Genomic DNA, 19,103 nt, shown 5'->3' with positions numbered 1-19,103 from the left:
GCGACCGCATGGCCACGGGCAAGCCCGACGCGTGGAGCCTCTTCCTGACCGCGCATGCGCTGGTGGTGGAAGAGATCGAAAAACGACTGTCCGCCGCCGGCCTGCCGCCGCTGGCGTGGTACGACGCGCTGTGGGCGCTGGAACGCGCGCCGCAAGGCACCGCGCGCATGTTCGAGATGGCCGAACGCATGGTCATCGCGCGCTACAACCTGACGCGCCTGATGGACCGCATCGAGGCCGCCGGGCTGGTCGAGCGCTTCCGTTCCGACGAGGACCGCCGCGCCACCTATGCCCGCATCACGCCGCAAGGCCTGGCCCTGCGCCGCAAGATGTGGAAGGTCTACGGCCCGGCCATCGACGAACTGTTCCTGTCGCAGCTGCCGCAAGCGCAGCAGGACGCCATGGCCGAGCAGTTCCGCCAGATCGCCCGCCATGTGCGGGCCTTGTCCAAACCCGCCGCCTGACCCGGCCGCCACGGAGTCCGCATGCCCGCCCATCCGCCCCTGCACATCGGCATCGTCGCCTGCTCGGCGGAAGGCGCCGCGCTCTGCTACCGCACGATCTGCGCCGAGGGCGCGCAGCGCCTGGGGCCGCACGCGCACCCCGAGGTGTCGCTGCACAGCCTGTCGCTGGCGGACTACGTGGCCTGCCTGGAACGCGATGACCTGGCCGGCGTGGGCGCCCTGATGCTGACCTCCGCCGACCGCCTGGCGCGCGCCGGCGCGGATTTCCTGGTCTGCCCCGACAACACCATCCACCAGGCCCTGGGCCACGTGCTGCCGGAGTCGCCGCTGCCGTGGCTGCACATCGCCGAGGAAGTCGCGGCCGTGGCGGCCGCCCGCGGCCTGCGCCGCATCGGCATCCTGGGGACGCGCTGGCTGGTCGACAGCGCGGTGTATCCCGACAAGCTGCGGGCGCGCGGCCTGGACTTCGTGCGCCCCGAGCCGGCCGACCGCGACCTGCTGGCGCGCGTCATCATGGACGAACTGGTCTACGGCGTCTTCAAGCCCGAATCGGTGGTCCTGCTGCAAGGCGTGGTGGCGCGGCTGCGCGATGCCGGCTGCGACGCGGTGGTGCTGGGCTGCACCGAATTGCCGCTGGTGCTGAACGACGCCAATTGCGCGCTGCCGACGCTGGACTCCACCCGCATCCTGGCGCGCGCCGCCCTCGACCGCGCCCTGGCCTGACCCCGCCTTTTCAGAGCTGGTCCAGCCCGTACTGGCGCAGCCGGTCCAGCGTCAGCACCTTGATCTGGTTGTACGACAGCGCCAGCATGCCCTGGTCCGCCAGCGTCTGCAGCGCCTGGTTGACGCGCTGGCGCGACAGGCCGGTCAGGTAGCCCAGTTCTTCCTGCGAGATCGCCAGCGTCAGGTCGGTGGACGGATACAGCTGCGGGTTGAACAGCTGCGCCAGCGACTGCGCCACGCGCGCATCGGCATCCAGCAGGCGATGGTTCTGGATCGAGGCGATGAACTCGCCCATGCGGTCGTTCAACTGGCCGATGACGAAATGCGAGAACGGCAGGCTGGCCGCCAGCAGCGCGTGGAAGGTGGCGGCCGGCACCAGCAGCACCAGCGACGGCTGGATCGCCACCACGTCGTACTTGCGCAGCTCGCGCTTGATGACGCTGCCCTCGCCGAACCAGCCGCCCGGCGGCACCCCCGAGAACGTGCAGCTGCGTCCCGATTCGTTGTAGATCGCCAGCTTGAGCAGGCCGCTGTGCACGCCCAGCCAATAGTCCGACGGCGCGTTGCGGCGCGCGATCCAGGCGCCGCTGGCCACGTGTTCGGCGCGCGCCGTGGCCAGCACCAGCTCCTGGTGCGAGGCGTCCAGCGCGGTGAACCAGGCGCAGCCGCGCAGCAGTTCGGCCAGCTCGGTCTGGGAAACAACGTTTGAAACATCGGACATGGAAAGAACCGTGTAAAACTGCGGGTTGGGCGCCCGGAAAAAGGTCTGTCGCGCAGGCGACAGACACCATTTTCCGGCGGCCGATAAGCTCTAGCAAGCAGCGGGATTCCGGCTACAGATCAATACCGGCGATCCAGATCAAGTTTCCCGCATAAAAGCATATCCGGGCGCCCCCGCGCCCCACAGGAGACAAGCATGAGCAGCCTGTTCGACCACGGCCTGGCACGCCGTGACGCCAACTACGAGCCCCTGACCCCGGTCGACTTCATCGCCCGCGCCGCGCAGGTCTACGGCAACCGCCTGGCGATAGTGCATGGCGCCGTGCGCCGCACCTGGGCCCAGACCTACGAACGCGCGCAACGTCTGGCCGGCGCGCTGGCCGCCGCCGGCATCCAGCGCGGCGACACGGTGGCCGTGATGCTGCCGAACATCCCCGCCATGGTCGAGGCGCACTTCGGCGTGCCGATGCTGGGCGCCGTGCTCAACACCCTCAACACCCGCCTGGATACGCCCAGCGTGCTGTTCATGCTGGGCCACGGCGAGGCCCGCGCGCTGATCGTCGACACCGAATACGCCGAACTCGCGCAGCGCGCCCGCGCCGAGTTCCCGCACCTGAAAGTGATCTCGGTGCACGACCTGGACGGCGCCCCGGCCACCCTGCCCGGCGCCACCGACTACGAGGCCTTCCTGGCCGCCGCCCCCGCCACGTTCGACTGGGGCCCGCCGGCCGACGAGTGGGACGCGATCGCGCTGAACTACACCTCCGGCACCACCGGCGATCCCAAGGGCGTGGTCTACCACTACCGCGGCGCGTATCTCAACGCCGTCAGCAACATCCTCGAATGGGACATGCCCAAGCATCCGGTCTACCTGTGGACCCTGCCGCTGTTCCACTGCAACGGCTGGTGCTTCGCCTGGACCGTGGCGGCCCGCGCCGGCGTCAACGTCTGCCTGCGCAAGTTCGATCCCAAGACCGTGTTCGACCTGATCCGCGCCGAGGGCGTCACCCACTACTGCGGCGCGCCCATCGTGCAGAGCGCGCTGGCCAACGCGCCGGCCGAGCTGCGCGCCGGCATCACCCATACCGTGCGCACCATGGTGGCCGGCGCCGCGCCGGCGCCCGCGGTGATCGCCAAGATGAAGGAAATCGGCTTCGAGCTGACCCACGTCTACGGCCTGACCGAGGTCTACGGCCCCGCCGCCGTGTGCGCGACGCAGGACGCCTGGGACGACCTCGAAGACGAACAGCGCGCCCTGCTGACCGCGCGCCAGGGCGTGCGCTACCACCTGCAGGCCGGCGTCTCGGTGCGCAACCCCGACACCATGGAGGAAGTGCCGGCCGACGAGCAGACCGTGGGCGAGATCATGTTCCGCGGCAACATCTGCATGAAGGGCTACCTGAAGAACGAGCGCGCCACCGACGAGGCCTTCAGCGGCGGCTGGTTCCACACCGGCGACCTGGGCGTAATGACGCCCGACGGCTACATCCGCATCAAGGACCGCAGCAAGGACATCATCATCTCGGGCGGCGAGAACATCTCCAGCATCGAGGTCGAGGACGCCCTCTACCGCCATCCGGCCGTGGCCGCCGTGGCGGTGGTGGCCATGCCCGACCCGAAATGGGGCGAGACGCCGTGCGCCTTCGTCGAGCTCAAGCCCGGCTGCAGCGCCACCGCCGAAGAGATCATCGCGCACTGCAAGCTGCTGCTGCCCGGCTTCAAGGTGCCGCGCGCGGTGCGCTTCGGCGAGCTGCCCAAGACCTCGACCGGCAAGATCCAGAAATTCGAACTGCGCGCCGCGGTGGGTTCCACCCGCGCCATCGACGCCACCTGATTCCCTTCCTACCCGGAGCTCCGACGCCATGACGTACCAAGCCCCCGTGAAAGACATGCTGTTCGTGCTGAACCACCTTGCCGGCCTGCCGCAAGTGGCCGCGCTGCCGCAATACGCCGAAGCCACGCCCGACACCGCCCAGGCCGTGCTGGAGGAAGCCGCCACCTTCGCCGCCGACGTGCTGGCGCCGCTGAACCATCCCGCCGACCGCGAGCCCAGCGCCTGGCGCGATGGCGCCGTGACCACCTCGCCCGGCTTCAAGCAGGCTTTCCGCCAATACGCCGAGGCCGGCTGGCAGGGCATGACGCATCCGGCCGAATACGGCGGCCAGGGCCTGCCCGGCCTGCTCGGCGCGCCCTGCTCCGAAATGCTCAACGCCGCCAACCTGTCGTTCGCCCTGTGTCCGCTGCTGACCAACGGCGCCGTCGAGGCGCTGCTGACGGCCGGCTCGCCCGAACTGCGTGAACGCTTCATCGGCCCGATGCTGTCGGGCCAGTGGACCGGCACCATGAACCTGACCGAACCGCAGGCCGGCTCGGACCTGGCGCTGCTGCGCAGCCGCGCGCAGCCGGTCGGCGACGGTACCTACCGCATCTCCGGCACCAAGATCTTCATCACCTACGGCGAGCACGACCTGGCCGAGAACATCATCCACCTGGTGCTGGCGCGCCTGCCCGACGCCCCCGAGGGCGTCAAGGGCATCTCGCTGTTCCTGGTGCCCAAGTTCCTGGTCAATGACGACGGCTCGCTGGGCGCGCGCAACGACGTTACTTGCGTGTCGATCGAGCACAAGCTCGGCATCAAGGCCAGCCCCACCGCCACGCTGCAGTTCGGCGACGCGGGCGGCGCCATCGGCTACCTGGTGGGCCAGGAAAACCGCGGCCTGGACGCGATGTTCATCATGATGAACGCGGCCCGCTTCGCCGTCGGCGTGCAGGGCATCGCGGTGGCCGACCGCGCCTACCAGCACGCGCTGGCCTACGCCGCCGAGCGCGTGCAGAGCCGGCCGGTGGACGGCTCCTCGCGCGACGCCGTGCCCATCCTCCAGCACCCGGACGTGCGCCGCATGCTGGGCACCATGCGCGCCCTGACCGAAGCCGGCCGCGCGCTGGCCTACTACACCGCCGGCCACGCCGACCTGGCCCACGCCAGCGCCGACCCCGCCGCGCGCGCCCGCCACCTGGCGGTGCAGGAATTCCTGGTGCCGATCGTCAAGGGCTGGTGCACCGAGGCCTCCATCGACGTCGCCAGCCTGGGCGTGCAGGTGCATGGCGGCATGGGCTTCATCGAGGAAACCGGCGCCGCCCAGTACTACCGCGACGCCCGCATCCTCACCATCTACGAAGGCACCACCGCGATCCAGGCCAACGACCTGGTCGGCCGCAAGACGCTGCGCGACGGTGGCGCGGTGGCGCAGGCGCTGATCGAGGAGATCCGCAAGACCGAGGAAGCGCTGCAGGCCCGCACCGAGCCGGCCGCCCGGCTGGTGCTGACGCCGCTGCGCCAGGGCCGCCTGGCGCTGGCCAACACGGTCGACTTCGTGGTGGCCAACGCCGCCGCGCATCCCAACGCCGTGTTCGGCTCGGCGGTGCCCTACCTGCTGCTGGCGGGCACGGTGCTGGCCGGCTGGCAGATGGCGCGCGCGCTGCTGGCGTCGCTGGACCTCCAGGACGAGGACCCGGCCTTCCACCAGGCCAAGATCGCCACGGCCCAGACCTACGCGCTGCACAAGCTGACCCAGGCGCCGGGGCTGGCGGCGGTGGTGGCCGGCTCGCTCGAGTACGCCGTGCAGCCCTGACGCCGGCGCGCTTTCCCCAATGCAAAAGACCGCCGCGGCGGTCTTTTGCATTGGGGCGCGGCCCTGTTAAACATATAACCAAAAAGAATAAAGAAAATGAATAAACATATCTAAAATTAATAAGCAGGCAACGGAAACCCTTGCCCGCGGGCTAGCCGCCAGCCGCACCAAGGCGCCGTCGTTCAGGACCCCTCTTCCATGTTCCGCAAGCTGTTCACCGCCGCCGTCATCGCCGCCACCACGTCCCTGGTTCCCGTCCACGCCGCGCCGCCCGCGCTCGAAATCGGCTACCTGCCGATCCTGCCGGACGCGCAGTTGTTCGTGGCGCTGGAAGAAGGCACGCTGCAGGCCAAGGGCGCGCCCGCGCCCAAGCTGGTGCAGTTCCAGAGCGGTCCGGCGTTGACCCAGGCCCTGCTGGCCGGGCAGCTCGACGTCGCCTACGTCGGCATCGGCCCGGCGCTGGTGGCCAGCGCCAAGGGCGCCGGCATCAAGGTGGTGGCCTCCAACATCGTCGAGCAGGTCAACGTGGTCGCGCTGGGCGCGCTGGCGCCGTATTTCGCCTCGGGCGATCCGGCCACCGCGTTCGCCCGCTTCGCCAAGGACAAGGGCAGGAAGCCCGTCATCGCCAGCTACCCCAAGGGCGCGGTGCCCGAGGCCGCGCTGCAATACTGGCTGCGCAACCGCCTCAAGGCCGACCCGGCCAGCCTGGAACTGATCTACCAGGGCGAGGCGCAGATCCAGCAGTCGCTGCTGACCGGCGCCATCGACGGCGCCGCCATCCTCGAACCCACCGTCACCACCGTGCTGACCCGCGTGCCGGAATCGCGCGTGGTGGCGCGCGGCTCGCAGCTGTTCCCGAACCAGCCCGGCGCCGTGCTGCTGGTGCGCGACAAGCTGATCGCCGAGCACCCCGAGGCCGTGCAACAGCTGGTGGACGCCCAGCTCGCCGCCACCGCCCTGCTCAAGAACGATCCGGCCCGCGCAGCGGCCCACGTGCAGAAGTACGTCGGCGGCGGCCGCCTGGACCGCGCGCTGGTCGAGAAGGCCATCCGCAATTCGCATGACCAGTTCGTGGCCGATCCGCACGCCATCGTCGACGCCACCGCCGAACTGCAGACCTTCCAGGCCAGCCTGGGCACGGTCGAAGCCGCCAAGGTCGACGTCAAGCAGCTGTTCGACAGCCGCTTCTACGACAAGGCCAACAAGCAATGAGCCAGACCGCCCCGGCCCTGGCCGCCCCCGCGCCGCAGGCCCGCAAGGGCACGCCGCCCGGGTTCGCCGCCGCGCGCCGCGCGGCGTACGGCATCGGCGGACTGGCCATCTTCATCGCCATCTGGAAAGCCGCGCTGATCTGGCAATGGGCGCCCCCGGGCACCCTGCCCGACCCCTTCGCGCTGCCCGCCACGCTGGTCCAGGAATGGCAATCGGGCCGCCTGCTGCCGGCCATCGGCTCCAGCCTGGTGCATTACTTCTGGGGCCTGGCCGCGGGCACCGCGCTGGGCTTCGGCGTGGGCCTGGCGGCCGCCACGCTGCCGCGCTTCGACCTGGCGCAAGCCTATCTGGCGCGCATCCTGCGGCCGATCCCGCCGCTGGCCTGGGTGGTGTTCGCCATCGCCTGGTTCAAGGTCAGCCACGCTGGCGCCGCCTTCGTCATCGCGATCGGCGTGTTCTGGGTCAACTATTTCGCCACCTACAGCGCGGTGCGCAACGTCGACCCGCGCTACTACGAACTGGCCCGCGCCTTCGGCCATGGCGGCTACCTGGCGCGCGCCCTGGGCGTGACGCTGCCGGCCATCGCCCCCGGCGCGCTGTCGGGCGTGCGCACCGGCATCGGCCAGGCCTGGATGACGCTGATCGCCGCCGAACTGCTGGGCGTGCCCGGCATGGGCCAGGAAATGAACGCCGCCGCCGGCGTCGGCGCCTACGACGCGGTGGTGGTCTACATGCTGATCATCTCGCTGGTCTACACGCTGTGCGACCTGGCGTTCTCGACGGTCGAAAGCAAGGTGCTGCAATGGCGTCCGTGATCGAATTCTCGAAACTCTCCTACCACCATCCGGGCGCCGAGGCGCCCGTGATCCAGGGCCTGTCGCTGGCGATCGAGGCGGGCAGCTTCGTCGCCGTGGTGGGCGGCTCGGGCGTGGGCAAATCGACGCTGCTGCGCGCGGCCGCCGGCCTGGCCGACCCCGCCAGCGGCGAGGTCCGCTTCCAGGCGCCCGCGCGCCCCGGCCGCCGCAGCCGCGCGGTGGTGTTCCAGGACAGCCGCCTGATGCCATGGCGCACGGTCGGCGGCAACGTCGGCTACGGCCTCGAAGGCCTGGGCCTGGACCGCCAGGAACGGCAGCAGCGCGTCGACGCCGCGCTGCAATTGACCGGCCTGGGCGACTACGGCCGCCGCTGGCCGCACCAGCTGTCCGGCGGCCAGGCGCAACGCGTCGGCATCGCCCGCGCGCTGGCGGTCAAGCCCGACCTGCTGCTGATGGACGAACCCTTCAGCGCGGTCGACGCCATCACCCGCCGCAATCTGCAGCAGGAACTGATCCGCGTCTGGCAGGCCTCGGGCGCGGCGGTGCTGTTCGTCACCCACGACATCGAGGAAGCGGTGTTCCTGGCCGACAAGGTGGTGGTGCTGGGCGGCCGCCCGGCCAACATCGCGGGCAGTTACGATATCGACCTGCCGCGTCCGCGCGAGCGGGCCGATCCGGCCTTCGCGCGGCAAGTGGCGGCCATCGCCCACACGCTCGAACACCACTGACATGATCCGACTGCTGATACACGCGCCCACGCCCGCCGCGCTGGAGCGCGCCCGCCGCAATGCCGCCAACCTGAAGAAGGCCGACCCGCAGGCCCAGGTGGAAATCGTCGCCAATGCCGGCGCCGTGGCCGCCGCGCTGGCCGAATCGCACGCCACCGACGAACACCTGCTGCTGTGCGCCAACACGCTGGCCGCGACCGGCGCCCAGGCGCCGGCCACGCTGCGCACCGTGCCGGCGGCGGTGCTGCACCTGGCGCAGCGCCAGGGCGAAGGCTGGGCCTACATCCGGGCCTGAACCCGGCGCGGAATTCCCGCCCGCGCGCCCCTCACGCCCGCGGCGCGGTGGCGCAGTCCGGCGCCAGCGCCGCCTTGCGCGGCAGCGTCAGCGCCCAGAACACCGTTGCCGCCAGGCTCAGCCCCAGGCCCAGCGCGCACACGCCGAGCCAGCCGGCCCGCGCATAGACGAAGGTCGAGGCGATCGACCCGAGTCCGCTGCCCACCGCGTAGAACATCATGTAGCCGCCGACCAGCCGGCTGTGGGCCTGCGCGCTGATGGCGAAAATCATGGCCTGGTTGGTCACGTGCAACGCCTGCGCCGCGATGTCCAGCACCAGCACGCCCAGCGCCAGCGCCCACAGGCTCTGGTCCAGGAAGGCGATCGGCACCCAGGCCAGGCACAGCAGCGCCAGGCCCGCGCCGGTGGTGAGCTGGGCATGGCCTCGATCGGCCAGCCGCCCCGCCCGGGCCGCCACCAGCACCCCGGCCACGCCCACCAGCCCGAACGCGCCCACCGCGGTATGCGTCAGCGAATGCGGCGGCGCGCTCAGCGGCAGCACCAGCGCCGTCCAGAACGCGCTGAAGACGGCGAACATCAACAGCGCGATCATGCCGCGCACCCGCAGCACGCGTTCGCTCGCCAGCAGGGTGAACATCGAGCGCAGCAGCGCGCCATAGCCCAGCCCCGCGGTCGGCAAGGCGCGGCGCGGCAGCCAGCGGGCCAGCGCCAGGGCCAGCAGCGCGGCCAGGCCGGCCGACACCAGGTAGACCGCGCGCCACCCCCACAGGTCGGCCACGGCGCCCGCCAGGGTCCGCGCCAGCAGCAGGCCGATCACCACGCCCCCCTGCACCGCGCCGACCACCCGCCCGCGCTCGCCCGGCGCGGCCAGCGCGGCCGACAGCGCCAGCAGGCCCTGGGTCATGGCGGTGCCGAGCAGGCCCAGCGCCAGCATCCCGGCCAGCAGCCACGGCGCGGCGGACGCCAGCGCCACCGCGGCCAGCGCCAGCACCAGCAGCCCCAGCTGCGCCAGCATCAGGCGGCGCCGGTCGAGCAGGTCGCCCAGCGGCACCACCAGCAGCAGCGCCACCGCACAACCCAATTGCGTCGCGGTGACGACGATGCCCACCGCGCCCTCGTCCAGGCGGAATTCGCGGCCCATCGCGTCCAGCAGCGGCTGCGCGTAGTACACGTTGGCCACGCTCAACGCGCAGGCCACGGCCAGCAGCAGCACCAGGGCGGTGGGCATGCGGCCGGTCGATGCGGCGGCGGCCGCGGATGCTGGGGATACAGGAGATGGCGCAGAAGCAGGAGCAGGATCGGTCCGGTCTGGCATGATGGCCTCAAGTGGTTTTATTACGAAACCAGAATGCTATTCCTCGAAGTTTTATAATGCAACTACACATTCGATATCTTCCTCCGCCGCGATGCGCGGCAAAGGTCAGGACGACATGGTCAAACGCACCAGCCTCGAAGGCGCCGCCTGCCCGGTGGCGCGCGCGCTCGACGCCATCGGCGACTGGTGGTCGCTGCTGATCGTGCGCGACGCCTTCGATGGCGTGCGGCGTTTCGGCGAATTCCAGAAAAGCCTGGGCGTGGCCAAGAACATCCTCAGCGACCGCCTGCGCACGCTGGTGGCGCACGAGATCCTGGCGGCGGCGCCGGCCTCGGACGGCAGCGCCTACCAGGAATACGTGCTGACGGAAAAAGGCCAGGCGCTGTTTCCCGTCATCGTCGGCCTGCGCCAATGGGGCGAAGACCATTACTACGGCCCCGCCGAACCGCACTCCACGCTCATCGACCGCAAGCGCGGCCAGCCGGTGCAGCGCCTGGAGATCCGCGCCCAGGACGGGCGCGCGCTGGCGCCGGACGACACCGTGGTGCGCAAGGTCGGCGGCGACCGCGCCTAGCGAGCCCGCGTCAGGCCGCGGCGGCTTGCGGCCATTGCCCGGTGGCCAGCGCGGTCGGCGAATAGCCGCCGAAGCGCCAACGCAGCGCCAGCGCGCCCGGCCTGGCCCGCACCCGTTGCACGTGCACGCGCCACAGCCGCTCGGCCCCCGCGAAGGTCTCGATCTCCGGACTGTCCAGGATCACCTCGGCGCGGCCCGACACCTGCAATACGTCGCCACGCTCGAAATCGATGAACAGCAGCCCGGCGCGCGGATTGAGCAGCATGTTGCCGAGCGTATTGAAAAAGCGGTTGCCGGAAAAATCCGGGACCGTCAGCGTGTCGCCGTCGATCCGCACGAACCCCGGCTTGCCGCCGCGATGCGAGACATCGACCCGGCGCCCGGCCTCGTCGGTGTCGGCATAGGTCGCCACGAACAGCGTGTCGGCGCGCGCGATCAGCGCCCGGTCGGCATCGGCCAGCCCCGTCCGCTCGCGCACCGGCCCCGGAAAGCGCAGGGTCGGCGAGCGCGAGAAATGGAAATCGCGCGCCTGGATGTACTGCGGGCAGTTGCCGAACGACTCGGCCACCGCCACCTCGAAGCGCCTGCCGTCCCACGCGGCGATGCGGCCGTTCATGCGGTTGCGGCGGCGCGTGTGCAGCTCGATGCCCAGCAGCCCCAGCGGCTGGTCCGGCCCCATGCCGGCGCGCAGCGGATCGTCGGCGTCCGGCACCGCCGCGACCCGCAGCGTGGCCGGATCCGGCGACACGGCGAAACCCGGCTCGCCTTCCAGCACCCCGGCCCAGGGATCGCCCTGGCCATCGACCACGCCCGCCACCAGGAACGGCAGCTGGGCGAAAAACGCGCGGTGCTGGTCCGGCATGTACGGGCGGATCACCTTGGCGCCGACCTGCGCCATGCGCTCGGCCATGCCGATGCGCACCTGCAACTGCCGCTCGCCCGCGTGCCAGGGCGCGGGCGCAGTGGCGCTCGTCGACGCAGTGGCGGTGGTCGGCGCGGCGGCGGGCGAGCCGCCGGCCTGCGCGGCATCCGCGGCGCCAACCGGCTTCATCGTTGTCGCATTCATGTCAGGCTCCTTGCGCGCGGACCGGCCGCGCGCGCTTGCGATCACGCCGCCCGCAACCCGACCGGCGACGCCACCATTGGCACGAAGCGCGGCAGCGCCTCGATCCGCGCCAGCCAGTCGCGCACCCGCGGGTACGCCGCCAGCGATACGTTGCCCTCGGGCGCATGCGCCACATAGGTGTAGCAGGCCACGTCGGCGATGGTCGGCGCGGCGCCCGCCAGGTAGCCGGTGGCCGCGAGTTCGTGCTCCATCACCGCCAGCAAGGCATGCGCGCGCGCCAGCGTGGCCGGCACGTCATACGGGGCGCCAAACACCGTCACCAGCCGCGCCGCGGCGGGGCCGCCCGCCAGCGGGCCGGAGGCCGCCGACAGCCAGCGCTGCACCGCCGCCGCGCCCACCGCGTCCTCGGGCAGCCAGGCCTGGCCGCCGTAGCGCTTGCACAGGTACACCAGGATGGCGGTCGAATCGGCCACCACCACGCCGTTGTCGTCGATCACCGGCACCTGGCCGAAGGCGTTCAGCGCCAGGAAATCCGGCCGCTTCTGCGCGCCGCTGCGCAGGTCCACATCGACCGTGCGGTGCGGCACCTCCAGCAGGGACAGCATCAGCGCCACGCGGTGCGAATGGCCGGAAAGGGGAAAACTGTAGAACGTCAGGGCAGCGGCGGACATGGCGGCATCTCGGGTTGGGAACAGGCCTCCATGTTGAACCCGCGCCGCCCGCCGGGGAACGGCCACGGCGCGCAAGACACCATTGCCGCCGGTGAAAGGATTCAGGCCGGCAGGGCCGCCAGGTCGCGGCGCAGCGCATCGACGCAGAAGTCGACGAAGCTGCGCACCTTGGCCGAGCTCTTGCGCCCTTCCGGATACACCACGTGCACCGGCATCGGCGCCATCTCGTAGTCGCGCAGCACCACCTGCAGGGCGCCGCTGGCCAGGTCGCGCGCCACCTGGTAGGACACCACCTGGGTCAGCCCCCAACCCTCGCAGGCCGCCGCCACCGCGGCCTGGAACGAGGTCACCGTCAGCTGCGATTCCAGCGGCAGGCGCCGCGGCTGGCCGTCCTGCAGGAAACGCCATTGCGAGCCGCGCCCTTCCATCGCCGCCGTGATGGTGCAGAAACGCGCCAGCGCGTCGGGACTGTCGGGCGTGCCATGGCGCTGCAGGAACGCGGGCGAGGCGCACACCACCCGCCGCACCTGGCCCACCGGCACCGCCGTCAGGGTGGAATCGGGCAAGGCGCCGATGCGCACCGCCACGTCCACGCCTTCGTCCAGCAGGTTCACCACGCGATCCACCAGCAAGGCGCGCACCGACACCTCGCGGTGCTGGCGCAGGTAGCCCAGCACCGCCGGCATGACGTGCAGTTCGCCGAAGCGCGCCGGCGCGGTGATGTGCAGCGACCCGCGCGGCGCGGCCATGGCGCCGGCGGCGGCATCGTCGGCCTGCTCCACCGCCTCCAGAATGGCGCGGCAATCGGCCGCGTAGCGCTGGCCGGCTTCGGTCAGGCGCAGGCTGCGGGTGGTGCGAACCAGCAGCAGCGTGCCCAGCCGGCGCTCCAGCGCCGCGACGCTGCGCGTCACGCTCGGCGCCGACATCGCCAGCCGGCGGGCCGCGGCGGCGAAGCTCTGCGCTTCGGCCACCGCCAGGAAAACGCTCATTTCATGGAATCGGTTCAAGGCGCTCGGCCTCCTCGAAATGGATGCGCGCCGGCAGGCCCGGCACGGCGGGCAGCGCCGCGACGCTGTCGCGCACGCACTGGCGCACGATGTCGGCCAGGGCCGCGGCCACCGGGCCGGGCCGGCCCCGCGCGTGATACAGCGACAACGCCAACCCCGGCAACGGCGGCAGGCCCTGCTCGCCCGGCGCCATCACCCGCAATCCGTTCGGCAACCCCAGCGGCGTGCGCACCATCACCCCCAACCCCGCGCTGACCGCCGCCCACAGGCCCGCCAGGCTCGGGCTGATGAAGGCCGAGGTCCAGGCGATGCCGGCGCGGTCCAGCGCCTCGGTGGCGCGGCCGCGGAACAGGCAGGGCGTCTCGAACGCCACCAGCGGCAGGGCGCCGTCGGCATCGCGCGCCGGCGCGGCGGGATCGGTGACGGCCGGCCCGATCCAGCAAAGCGGCAGTTCGGCCAACCTGACGCCATGCGGCCGCGTCGCGTCATGGTCCCAGGCCAGCGCCAGGTCCAGTTCGCCGGCCGCCAGGCGTTCGAGCAGCTCGGCGTTGCGCGCCACCCGCGCTTCGATCCGCACCTGCGGATGGGCGCGGGCGAACTGGCCCAGCACCTGCGGCAGCAGGATCTCGCCGAAATCCTCCTGCAGCCCCAGGCGCACCCGCCCCTGCAACCGCGTGCCGCGCACCGCCACCGAGGCCTGGTCGTTCAGCTCCAGCAGCCGGCGCGCGTACGCCAGCATGGTCTCGCCCGCGTCGGTCAGCGCCAGGCCGCGGCCGGCCTTGCGCAGCAGCGGCACGCCGGCCTGCTCCTCGAGCTTTTTCAACTGCGCGCTGACGGCCGACGTGGAGCGCCCGAGACGGTCGGCCGCGCGGCCGAAGCTGCCCAGCTCGACCCCGGCGACGAAACTGCGCAACACATCCAGGTCAAAGGTGACAGGCCTGATCATCCCGTTTTTCAAAACCTTTAATTGAAAATTTCCTGATTTTCAGAATTATGTTACGGGCGCAGACTTTGCCGCGTCAATCCCGCCTGGAACCGTCATGTCCCTGCCCGCCCCTGCGCTTTCCGCCCCCGCCCCTGTCGCGCGCCCCGCCCACCGCTGGAAGGTGCTGGCGGTGGGGGTGGCCGCCAATGTCGCGTTCTCCGCGGCGGCGGCCGGCCTGCCCGCCACCGCCGTCTTCATGCGCGCCGATTACCGCTTGGACAACGACGCGCTGGGCCTGGCGCTGGGCGTGCTCGGCCTGGGCGTGGCGCTGTTCGAACTGCCCTGGGGCCTGCTGGCCGACCGCTGGGGCGATCGGCCGGTGCTGCTGGCCGGCCTGGGCGCGACGGCGGCGGCGCTGGCCTGGATGAGCCTGTGCGCCGCCCCGGCCCACGGCGTCGCGCCCGCCCTGTGGCTGCTGGCGCTGGGCCTGCTGCTGGTGGGCGTGATGGGCGGCAGCGTCAACGGCGCCAGCGGCCGCGCGGTGATGGCGTGGTTCGACGAGGGCGAGCGCGGCCTGGCGATGAGCATCCGCCAGACCGCCGTGCCGCTGGGCGGCGGCCTGGGCGCGCTGGTGCTGCCGTGGCTGGCGTCGCGGGCCGGCTTCGGCGCGGTCTTCGGCCTGCTGGCCGGCCTGTGCGCGGGCGCCGCGCTACTGACGCTGGGATGGCTGCGCGAGCCGGATCGAGCGCGGGCGTCCGCGCCGCGCGGAACGGACGCGCGCCCCTCGCCTGCCGGCCGCATGCTGGCCGCCGCCCCGCCCTCCAGCCCCCTGCGCGACGCCCGGGTGTGGCGCGCGGCGGTGGCCATCGGCCTGCTGTGCTGCCCGCAATTCGCGGTGCTGACGTTCGCCACGGTATTCCTGCACGACTTCAGCGGCGCCGGCATCGCCACGCTGACCGCCGTGATGGTGGCGGTGCAATTGGGCGCGATGGTCGCGCGCATCGCCAGCGGCCGCTGGACCGACCGCCACGGCAACCGCCGCGCCTACCTGCGCGGCTGCGTCTGGCTGGGAGGCCTGTTGTTCATGGCGCTGGCGGCCGCCGCCTGGGCCGTCGGCGACGAGCCTGGCAATCGCGTGGCGATACTGGCCGTGCCGGTGCTGCTGGCAATCGCCGGCATCTGCGCATCGGCCTGGCACGGCGTGGCCTACACCGAGCTGGCCACGCTGGCCGGCGCCGCCCGCGCCGGCACCGCGCTGGGGCTGGCCAACACCTGCGTCTACCTGGGGCTGTTCCTGACGCCGCTGGCGCTGCCGCGGCTGGTGGCGGCCGCGTCCTGGCCGCTGGCCTGGCTGGCCGCCGGCGGCGCCATGCTGGCGGTCTTGCCGCTGCTGCCGCGGCCAGCGCGGCCGTGAACGCGCGCGGGCCGACGCCCATCGACCGCCGCCAACGCTAGCCCTTGAACTCCTGCCGCAGCCACGCCAGGAACGCCTTGACCGGCGGATGGCGTTCGCGGCCCGGCGCGCACAGCGCGGTGTAGGACGCGCCCGCCACGCTCACTTCGGGCCGCAACGGCACCAGCGTGCCGGCCGCGACGCTGTCGGACACCATCACCGAACTGGCCAGCACCAGCCCCTGGCCGGCGATCGCGGCCTGCAACGCATAGTGTTCCTCGGCATACGCATGCACCGCCGCCGGCTTGCGCCAGCCCGGCAGGCCCGCCGCGTCGCACCATTGGCGCCAGCCCTCGTCATACAGCGCCGAATCGCGCCAGCGCACCGTCACCAGCGCGGGCTTGGCGCGGCGCGCCTGCGCCACCAGGGCCGGCGCACCATAGACGCCGAACCGCTCCTGCAACGCGCAGGCCGCGTGCAGCGCCGGATAGCGCCGGCTGCTGTAGCGGATCGCCACATCCACGCTGGCGTCCTGCAACAGGTCGATGGTCTCGGCCTGCGCCTGCAGGCGCAACTGGTATTGCGGATAGGCCAGGTAGAAGCGCCCCAGCCGCGGCACCAGCCACAACGCCGCGAACGAATGGGTGGTGGACAGCGTCAGGGCGCCCGCCACGCTGGACGGCCGCAGCGCATCCAGCGTCTGCGCGATATCGAGCAAGGCGCCGTGCGCGCTGGCGAACAGGCGCGCGCCGCTGTCGGTCAGGCGCACGCCCTGCGGCACGCGGTCGAACAGCGCCACGCCGGCGTGGCGCTCCAGCGCCTTGATCTGGTGCGACACGGCGGTGGGCGTCACCGACAACTCGGCCGCGGCCGCCTTGAAACTGCGCAGCCGCGCCGCGGCCTCGAACGCGCGCAGCGCGGTAACCGGCAGGGAGGCGAACACGGTGGCCCCTTATAGATGAATTTATTTCATCTTAGCCAAGAAATGCTCGTTTGTCGCAGCCGGCTTCAATCCGTAAATTTTGCCTGGCAACCCCTTCCCAACGAGGCAATCGAACATGAATTCAGATCATCGACAAAAACGCCTGCTGATCCTGGCGGGCAGCCCCCGCCGCGACGGCAACAGCGCCGCCCTGGGCGCCGCCGCCCAGCGTGGCGCCCAGGCGGCCGGCAGCGCGGCCACGCTGCTGTTCCTGGACGACTACATCAAGGGTTTCCTGCCCGACCTGCGCCATGCGTCGGCGCCGGACGACCGCTATGCCGAGCTGTTCCTCGAGCACTTCCTGCCGGCCGACGGCGTGCTGTTCTGCACCCCGCTCTACTGGTATGGCATGTCGGCGCAGACCAAGGCCTTCTTCGACCGCTCCTTCACCCATTACGCCGGCGCCGGTCCCGAGCCCGAGGCGGTCAAGGCGCGCATGGCCGGCAAGCGCCTGGGCCTGGCCGTGGCGTCGGAGGAAACCTATCCCGGCGCCGTGCTCGGCGTGGTGCACCAGGTGCAGGAATTCGCCCGCTACACGCACGCCGACTTCGTCGGCTACGTGCACGGCGCGGGCAACAGCCGCGGCGAGGTCGCCCTGGACCCCCGTCGTCCGCTGGCGGCGGCCGAAATCCTGGGCGCCGAGTTCTTCACGCGGAAATACTCGGACTATCGGCTAGAGACGCCACGCAGTCACAACGTATGGGCGTCGCCCCCGCCAGACGACGCTCGCCGCGACTGAGCCAGCCCAGCGCGATCGGCCACAGGGTGTCGCGGAAGCGCTCGTGGAAAAAGGCGAAATGGCCGATCGCCTCCAGTCCCAGCGATGCCGGCGCCAGCCGCAGATGGGTGCGGGCGCTGCCGGTGAAGTACGCCAGCAACCGGCCAACGGCGGCTTCGGTGCCGAATTCGTCGTCGGTGACGCTGAGCGCCAGGATCGGCGCGGTCACCGCCGCCATCGCGGCCACGCGGTGCTGCGCCCGGCCGCGGCGCTCGAACCGCGGCCCCATCAGGCTCCAGTCGCGCACCACGCCGCGCGGCGTGTCCTCCAGCCAGCCCAGCCGGCGCCCCGGAAAATACCCGAGACAGGCCGCCAGCAGCGGCATCACCACATGCCACTTGGCCAGCATGCGCAACCGCTGCCCGGCGGCGTAGTCGCGCCAGTAGGCGTACTGCGCGCCCATGGTGAAAATGCGCCGCACCCGCCGCGCCGAGGGCGCCAGGCCGGTGACGAAGCCGCCGATGCTGTGCGCCACCACGTCCACCGGCTGGCCGGGGAAGTGCGTGTCGACATAGCCCAGCACCGCCTCGAAATCCTTCTCGCCCCAGTCCATCCAGGACGCCTCGAAGCCGCGCAGCGAGGCCGGGCGCGATTCGCCGATCCCGCGATAGTCGTAGGTCAGCACGTCGAAACCATGCTGGTGCAGGTAGGCCGCGAAACGCGCGTAATAGCGGCAGCGCACCGACGTGGCGGCGTTGATGACGACCACCGGGCGCGGCCCGGCCGGATCCGGCTCGGGGTGGCGCCACACATAGCCTCCCAGCGCCACGCCGTCGGCGGCGCGCAGCGTGATGCGTTGCGTGTCCATCATCACATTCCCTGTAATCAATCAAAAAGGCGCGAAAACGCCGTCATGGATCGATTAAATCCGCATAAAAACAGGGCTTCAAACGATTATTCGTCACTCATTACATGATTTGCAAGAATGTCTAACCCGGCGCGCCGCGCCCCGCCGAGCGGCGCAACACTCCCGGCGGACTGCCATAGACCTGCTTGAACACGCGCGTCAGGTGCGCCTGGTCGGCAAAGCCCACGGCCAGCGCCGCCTCGGCCAGCGGCAGGCCGCCCCGCAGCAGCGCGCGGGCGCGCGCCACCCGCCAATTGCGCAGCCACGCCAACGGCGGCAGGCCATAGCGCCGCGCGAACCGCTTGACCAGCGTGCTGCGGTGGCGGCCCTCGGCCTGGGCCAACGCCTCCAGGTCGGGCGCGCACGCCGGATCGGCGCGCATGCGCTGCAACAGCAAGGCGCAGACGTCCGGCTCGCCAGGCGGCGCCGCCTCGGACGCGGCCGGCGCCCGCCCGTGCGCGGCCAGCAGGCTGAACAGGGCGGCCGACAGGCGGCCACTGCGCGCGGCGTCGTCGACGGCGTCGGGCGCCAGCGCCGCCAGCCAGGCGTCGCACAGCGCGGCGTCATGGATCACCGGCCCCGGCAGCGCCAGGCCGCCCTCGCGCAGCGCCACGGCATGGTTCTCGAACCAGCGCGGCTCGATGTACGCCATGCGGTAGGCCAGCAGACCGGCCGATGTGCCGCCGGTGTGCACCTGCCCCGGCGCGATCACCACCAGGTCGCCCTCGCCCGCCTCGAACGGCCGGCCGTGCACGGTGAAAGCGCAACGCCCGCGGGCGATGGCGCCGATCGACCAGGCGTCGTGGAAGTGCGCCTCGTAGCGATAGGCGCGCAGGTCGGCGATCAGCACGTCGCCGGGCAGGTTCGCGCCGCAATGCCAGATATGTTGGGAAACCGCCATCGGAAAAACGCCTGGGCAGGACAGTCGGGACGCGGCGGCCGGCGGCGGCCGCGCT

At 71.5% G+C, this 19,103-nt stretch carries 20 protein-coding genes; 11 read left to right on the top strand and 9 right to left on the bottom strand.

The annotated features are described in order from the left end of the window. Window positions 1-8: 8 nt before the first annotated feature. Window positions 9-464, top strand: coding sequence for a MarR family winged helix-turn-helix transcriptional regulator (locus AC1HFW_RS04310; RefSeq protein ID WP_479281947.1), 456 nt, complete (start codon window positions 9-11; stop codon window positions 462-464). A 21-nt stretch (window positions 465-485) separates the two neighbouring features. Continuing rightward, window positions 486-1,187, top strand: coding sequence for an aspartate/glutamate racemase family protein (locus AC1HFW_RS04305; RefSeq protein WP_238888756.1), 702 nt, complete (start codon window positions 486-488; stop codon window positions 1,185-1,187). A 10-nt stretch (window positions 1,188-1,197) separates the two neighbouring features. Here the strand turns inward: AC1HFW_RS04305 and AC1HFW_RS04300 are convergent, their stop codons facing one another. Further along, window positions 1,198-1,908, bottom strand: a complete 711-nt coding sequence (locus AC1HFW_RS04300; protein WP_241069339.1) for a Crp/Fnr family transcriptional regulator — start codon at window positions 1,906-1,908, stop codon at window positions 1,198-1,200. 195 nt (window positions 1,909-2,103) lie between these two features. Here AC1HFW_RS04300 and AC1HFW_RS04295 point away from each other — a divergent pair, with 195 nt between their 5' ends. The 6 genes from AC1HFW_RS04295 to AC1HFW_RS04270 all read left to right on the top strand — a co-directional run bounded on the left by AC1HFW_RS04295 (window position 2,104) and on the right by AC1HFW_RS04270 (window position 8,589). Beyond that, complete coding sequence (locus tag AC1HFW_RS04295; protein ID WP_479281944.1) at window positions 2,104-3,741, top strand: acyl-CoA synthetase; 1,638 nt, start codon at window positions 2,104-2,106, stop codon at window positions 3,739-3,741. Between the two features lie 28 nt (window positions 3,742-3,769). Further along, window positions 3,770-5,539, top strand: coding sequence for an acyl-CoA dehydrogenase (locus AC1HFW_RS04290; RefSeq protein ID WP_479281942.1), 1,770 nt, complete (start codon window positions 3,770-3,772; stop codon window positions 5,537-5,539). A 198-nt stretch (window positions 5,540-5,737) separates the two neighbouring features. Then, window positions 5,738-6,751, top strand: a complete 1,014-nt coding sequence (locus AC1HFW_RS04285) for an ABC transporter substrate-binding protein (protein ID WP_479281940.1) — start codon at window positions 5,738-5,740, stop codon at window positions 6,749-6,751. Then, window positions 6,748-7,566: an ABC transporter permease gene (locus AC1HFW_RS04280; RefSeq protein WP_241073933.1), complete on the top strand. Its 819-nt coding sequence runs from the start codon at window positions 6,748-6,750 to the stop codon at window positions 7,564-7,566. Before AC1HFW_RS04285 ends, AC1HFW_RS04280 begins: the two co-directional genes overlap by 4 nt. Then, entirely contained in the window at window positions 7,554-8,294 is a 741-nt protein-coding gene (locus AC1HFW_RS04275; RefSeq protein ID WP_479281938.1) for an ABC transporter ATP-binding protein, read from the top strand. Before AC1HFW_RS04280 ends, AC1HFW_RS04275 begins: the two co-directional genes overlap by 13 nt. 1 nt (window position 8,295) lies before the next feature. Then, entirely contained in the window at window positions 8,296-8,589 is a 294-nt protein-coding gene (locus tag AC1HFW_RS04270) for a hypothetical protein (protein ID WP_116523017.1), read from the top strand. A gap of 31 nt (window positions 8,590-8,620) precedes the next feature. Here AC1HFW_RS04270 and AC1HFW_RS04265 read toward each other — a convergent pair whose 3' ends face one another. Further along, window positions 8,621-9,817: an MFS transporter gene (locus AC1HFW_RS04265; protein WP_479281935.1), complete on the bottom strand. Its 1,197-nt coding sequence runs from the start codon at window positions 9,815-9,817 to the stop codon at window positions 8,621-8,623. Window positions 9,818-10,019: 202 nt separating this feature from the next. Here AC1HFW_RS04265 and AC1HFW_RS04260 point away from each other — a divergent pair, with 202 nt between their 5' ends. Continuing rightward, window positions 10,020-10,478 carry a winged helix-turn-helix transcriptional regulator gene (locus AC1HFW_RS04260; RefSeq protein ID WP_198484569.1) on the top strand — a complete coding sequence of 153 codons (459 nt, stop codon included), beginning with the start codon at window positions 10,020-10,022 and terminating at the stop codon, window positions 10,476-10,478. 10 nt (window positions 10,479-10,488) lie between these two features. Here AC1HFW_RS04260 and AC1HFW_RS04255 read toward each other — a convergent pair whose 3' ends face one another. The 4 genes from AC1HFW_RS04255 to AC1HFW_RS04240 all read right to left on the bottom strand — a co-directional run bounded on the left by AC1HFW_RS04255 (window position 10,489) and on the right by AC1HFW_RS04240 (window position 14,165). Then, window positions 10,489-11,544 carry a pyridoxamine 5'-phosphate oxidase family protein gene (locus AC1HFW_RS04255; protein WP_479281933.1) on the bottom strand — a complete coding sequence of 352 codons (1,056 nt, stop codon included), beginning with the start codon at window positions 11,542-11,544 and terminating at the stop codon, window positions 10,489-10,491. Between the two features lie 41 nt (window positions 11,545-11,585). After that, the gene (locus tag AC1HFW_RS04250; RefSeq protein WP_479281931.1) at window positions 11,586-12,215 is read right to left on the bottom strand and encodes a glutathione S-transferase family protein; all 630 of its coding nucleotides are present in this window, start codon (window positions 12,213-12,215) and stop codon (window positions 11,586-11,588) included. Window positions 12,216-12,316: 101 nt separating this feature from the next. Next, window positions 12,317-13,204 carry a LysR family transcriptional regulator gene (locus AC1HFW_RS04245; protein ID WP_006394134.1) on the bottom strand — a complete coding sequence of 296 codons (888 nt, stop codon included), beginning with the start codon at window positions 13,202-13,204 and terminating at the stop codon, window positions 12,317-12,319. Between the two features lies 1 nt (window position 13,205). Beyond that, a complete protein-coding gene (locus tag AC1HFW_RS04240) occupies window positions 13,206-14,165 on the bottom strand; it encodes a LysR substrate-binding domain-containing protein (protein WP_479286457.1) in 960 nt (319 codons plus the stop codon). 97 nt (window positions 14,166-14,262) lie between these two features. Between AC1HFW_RS04240 and AC1HFW_RS04235 the strand changes: the two genes are divergently transcribed. Further along, a complete protein-coding gene (locus AC1HFW_RS04235; protein ID WP_479281929.1) occupies window positions 14,263-15,561 on the top strand; it encodes an MFS transporter in 1,299 nt (432 codons plus the stop codon). A 37-nt stretch (window positions 15,562-15,598) separates the two neighbouring features. Here the strand turns inward: AC1HFW_RS04235 and AC1HFW_RS04230 are convergent, their stop codons facing one another. Next, window positions 15,599-16,483, bottom strand: coding sequence for a LysR substrate-binding domain-containing protein (locus tag AC1HFW_RS04230; protein WP_479281927.1), 885 nt, complete (start codon window positions 16,481-16,483; stop codon window positions 15,599-15,601). A gap of 115 nt (window positions 16,484-16,598) precedes the next feature. On the opposite strand from AC1HFW_RS04230, the gene AC1HFW_RS04225 reads away from it, so the two are divergent. After that, window positions 16,599-17,261 (top strand): flavodoxin family protein, encoded by a 663-nt coding sequence (locus tag AC1HFW_RS04225; protein WP_006394128.1) that lies wholly within the window; start codon window positions 16,599-16,601, stop codon window positions 17,259-17,261. Here the strand turns inward: AC1HFW_RS04225 and AC1HFW_RS04220 are convergent. Both AC1HFW_RS04220 and AC1HFW_RS04215 read right to left on the bottom strand, forming a co-directional pair. Further along, window positions 17,170-18,111: an alpha/beta hydrolase family protein gene (locus AC1HFW_RS04220; RefSeq protein ID WP_104021541.1), complete on the bottom strand. Its 942-nt coding sequence runs from the start codon at window positions 18,109-18,111 to the stop codon at window positions 17,170-17,172. The two genes, AC1HFW_RS04225 and AC1HFW_RS04220, sit on opposite strands and share 92 nt — an antisense overlap. Window positions 18,112-18,229: 118 nt before the next feature. Then, the gene (locus tag AC1HFW_RS04215) at window positions 18,230-19,048 is read right to left on the bottom strand and encodes a helix-turn-helix transcriptional regulator (protein ID WP_479281924.1); all 819 of its coding nucleotides are present in this window, start codon (window positions 19,046-19,048) and stop codon (window positions 18,230-18,232) included. Window positions 19,049-19,103: the final 55 nt, after the last annotated feature.

The sequence above is a fragment of the Achromobacter sp. ISS7 genome, from assembly GCF_056523125.1.
The sequence above is the reverse complement of the archived record's forward strand: the minus strand, read 5'-3'. Positions and strand labels throughout refer to the sequence as shown.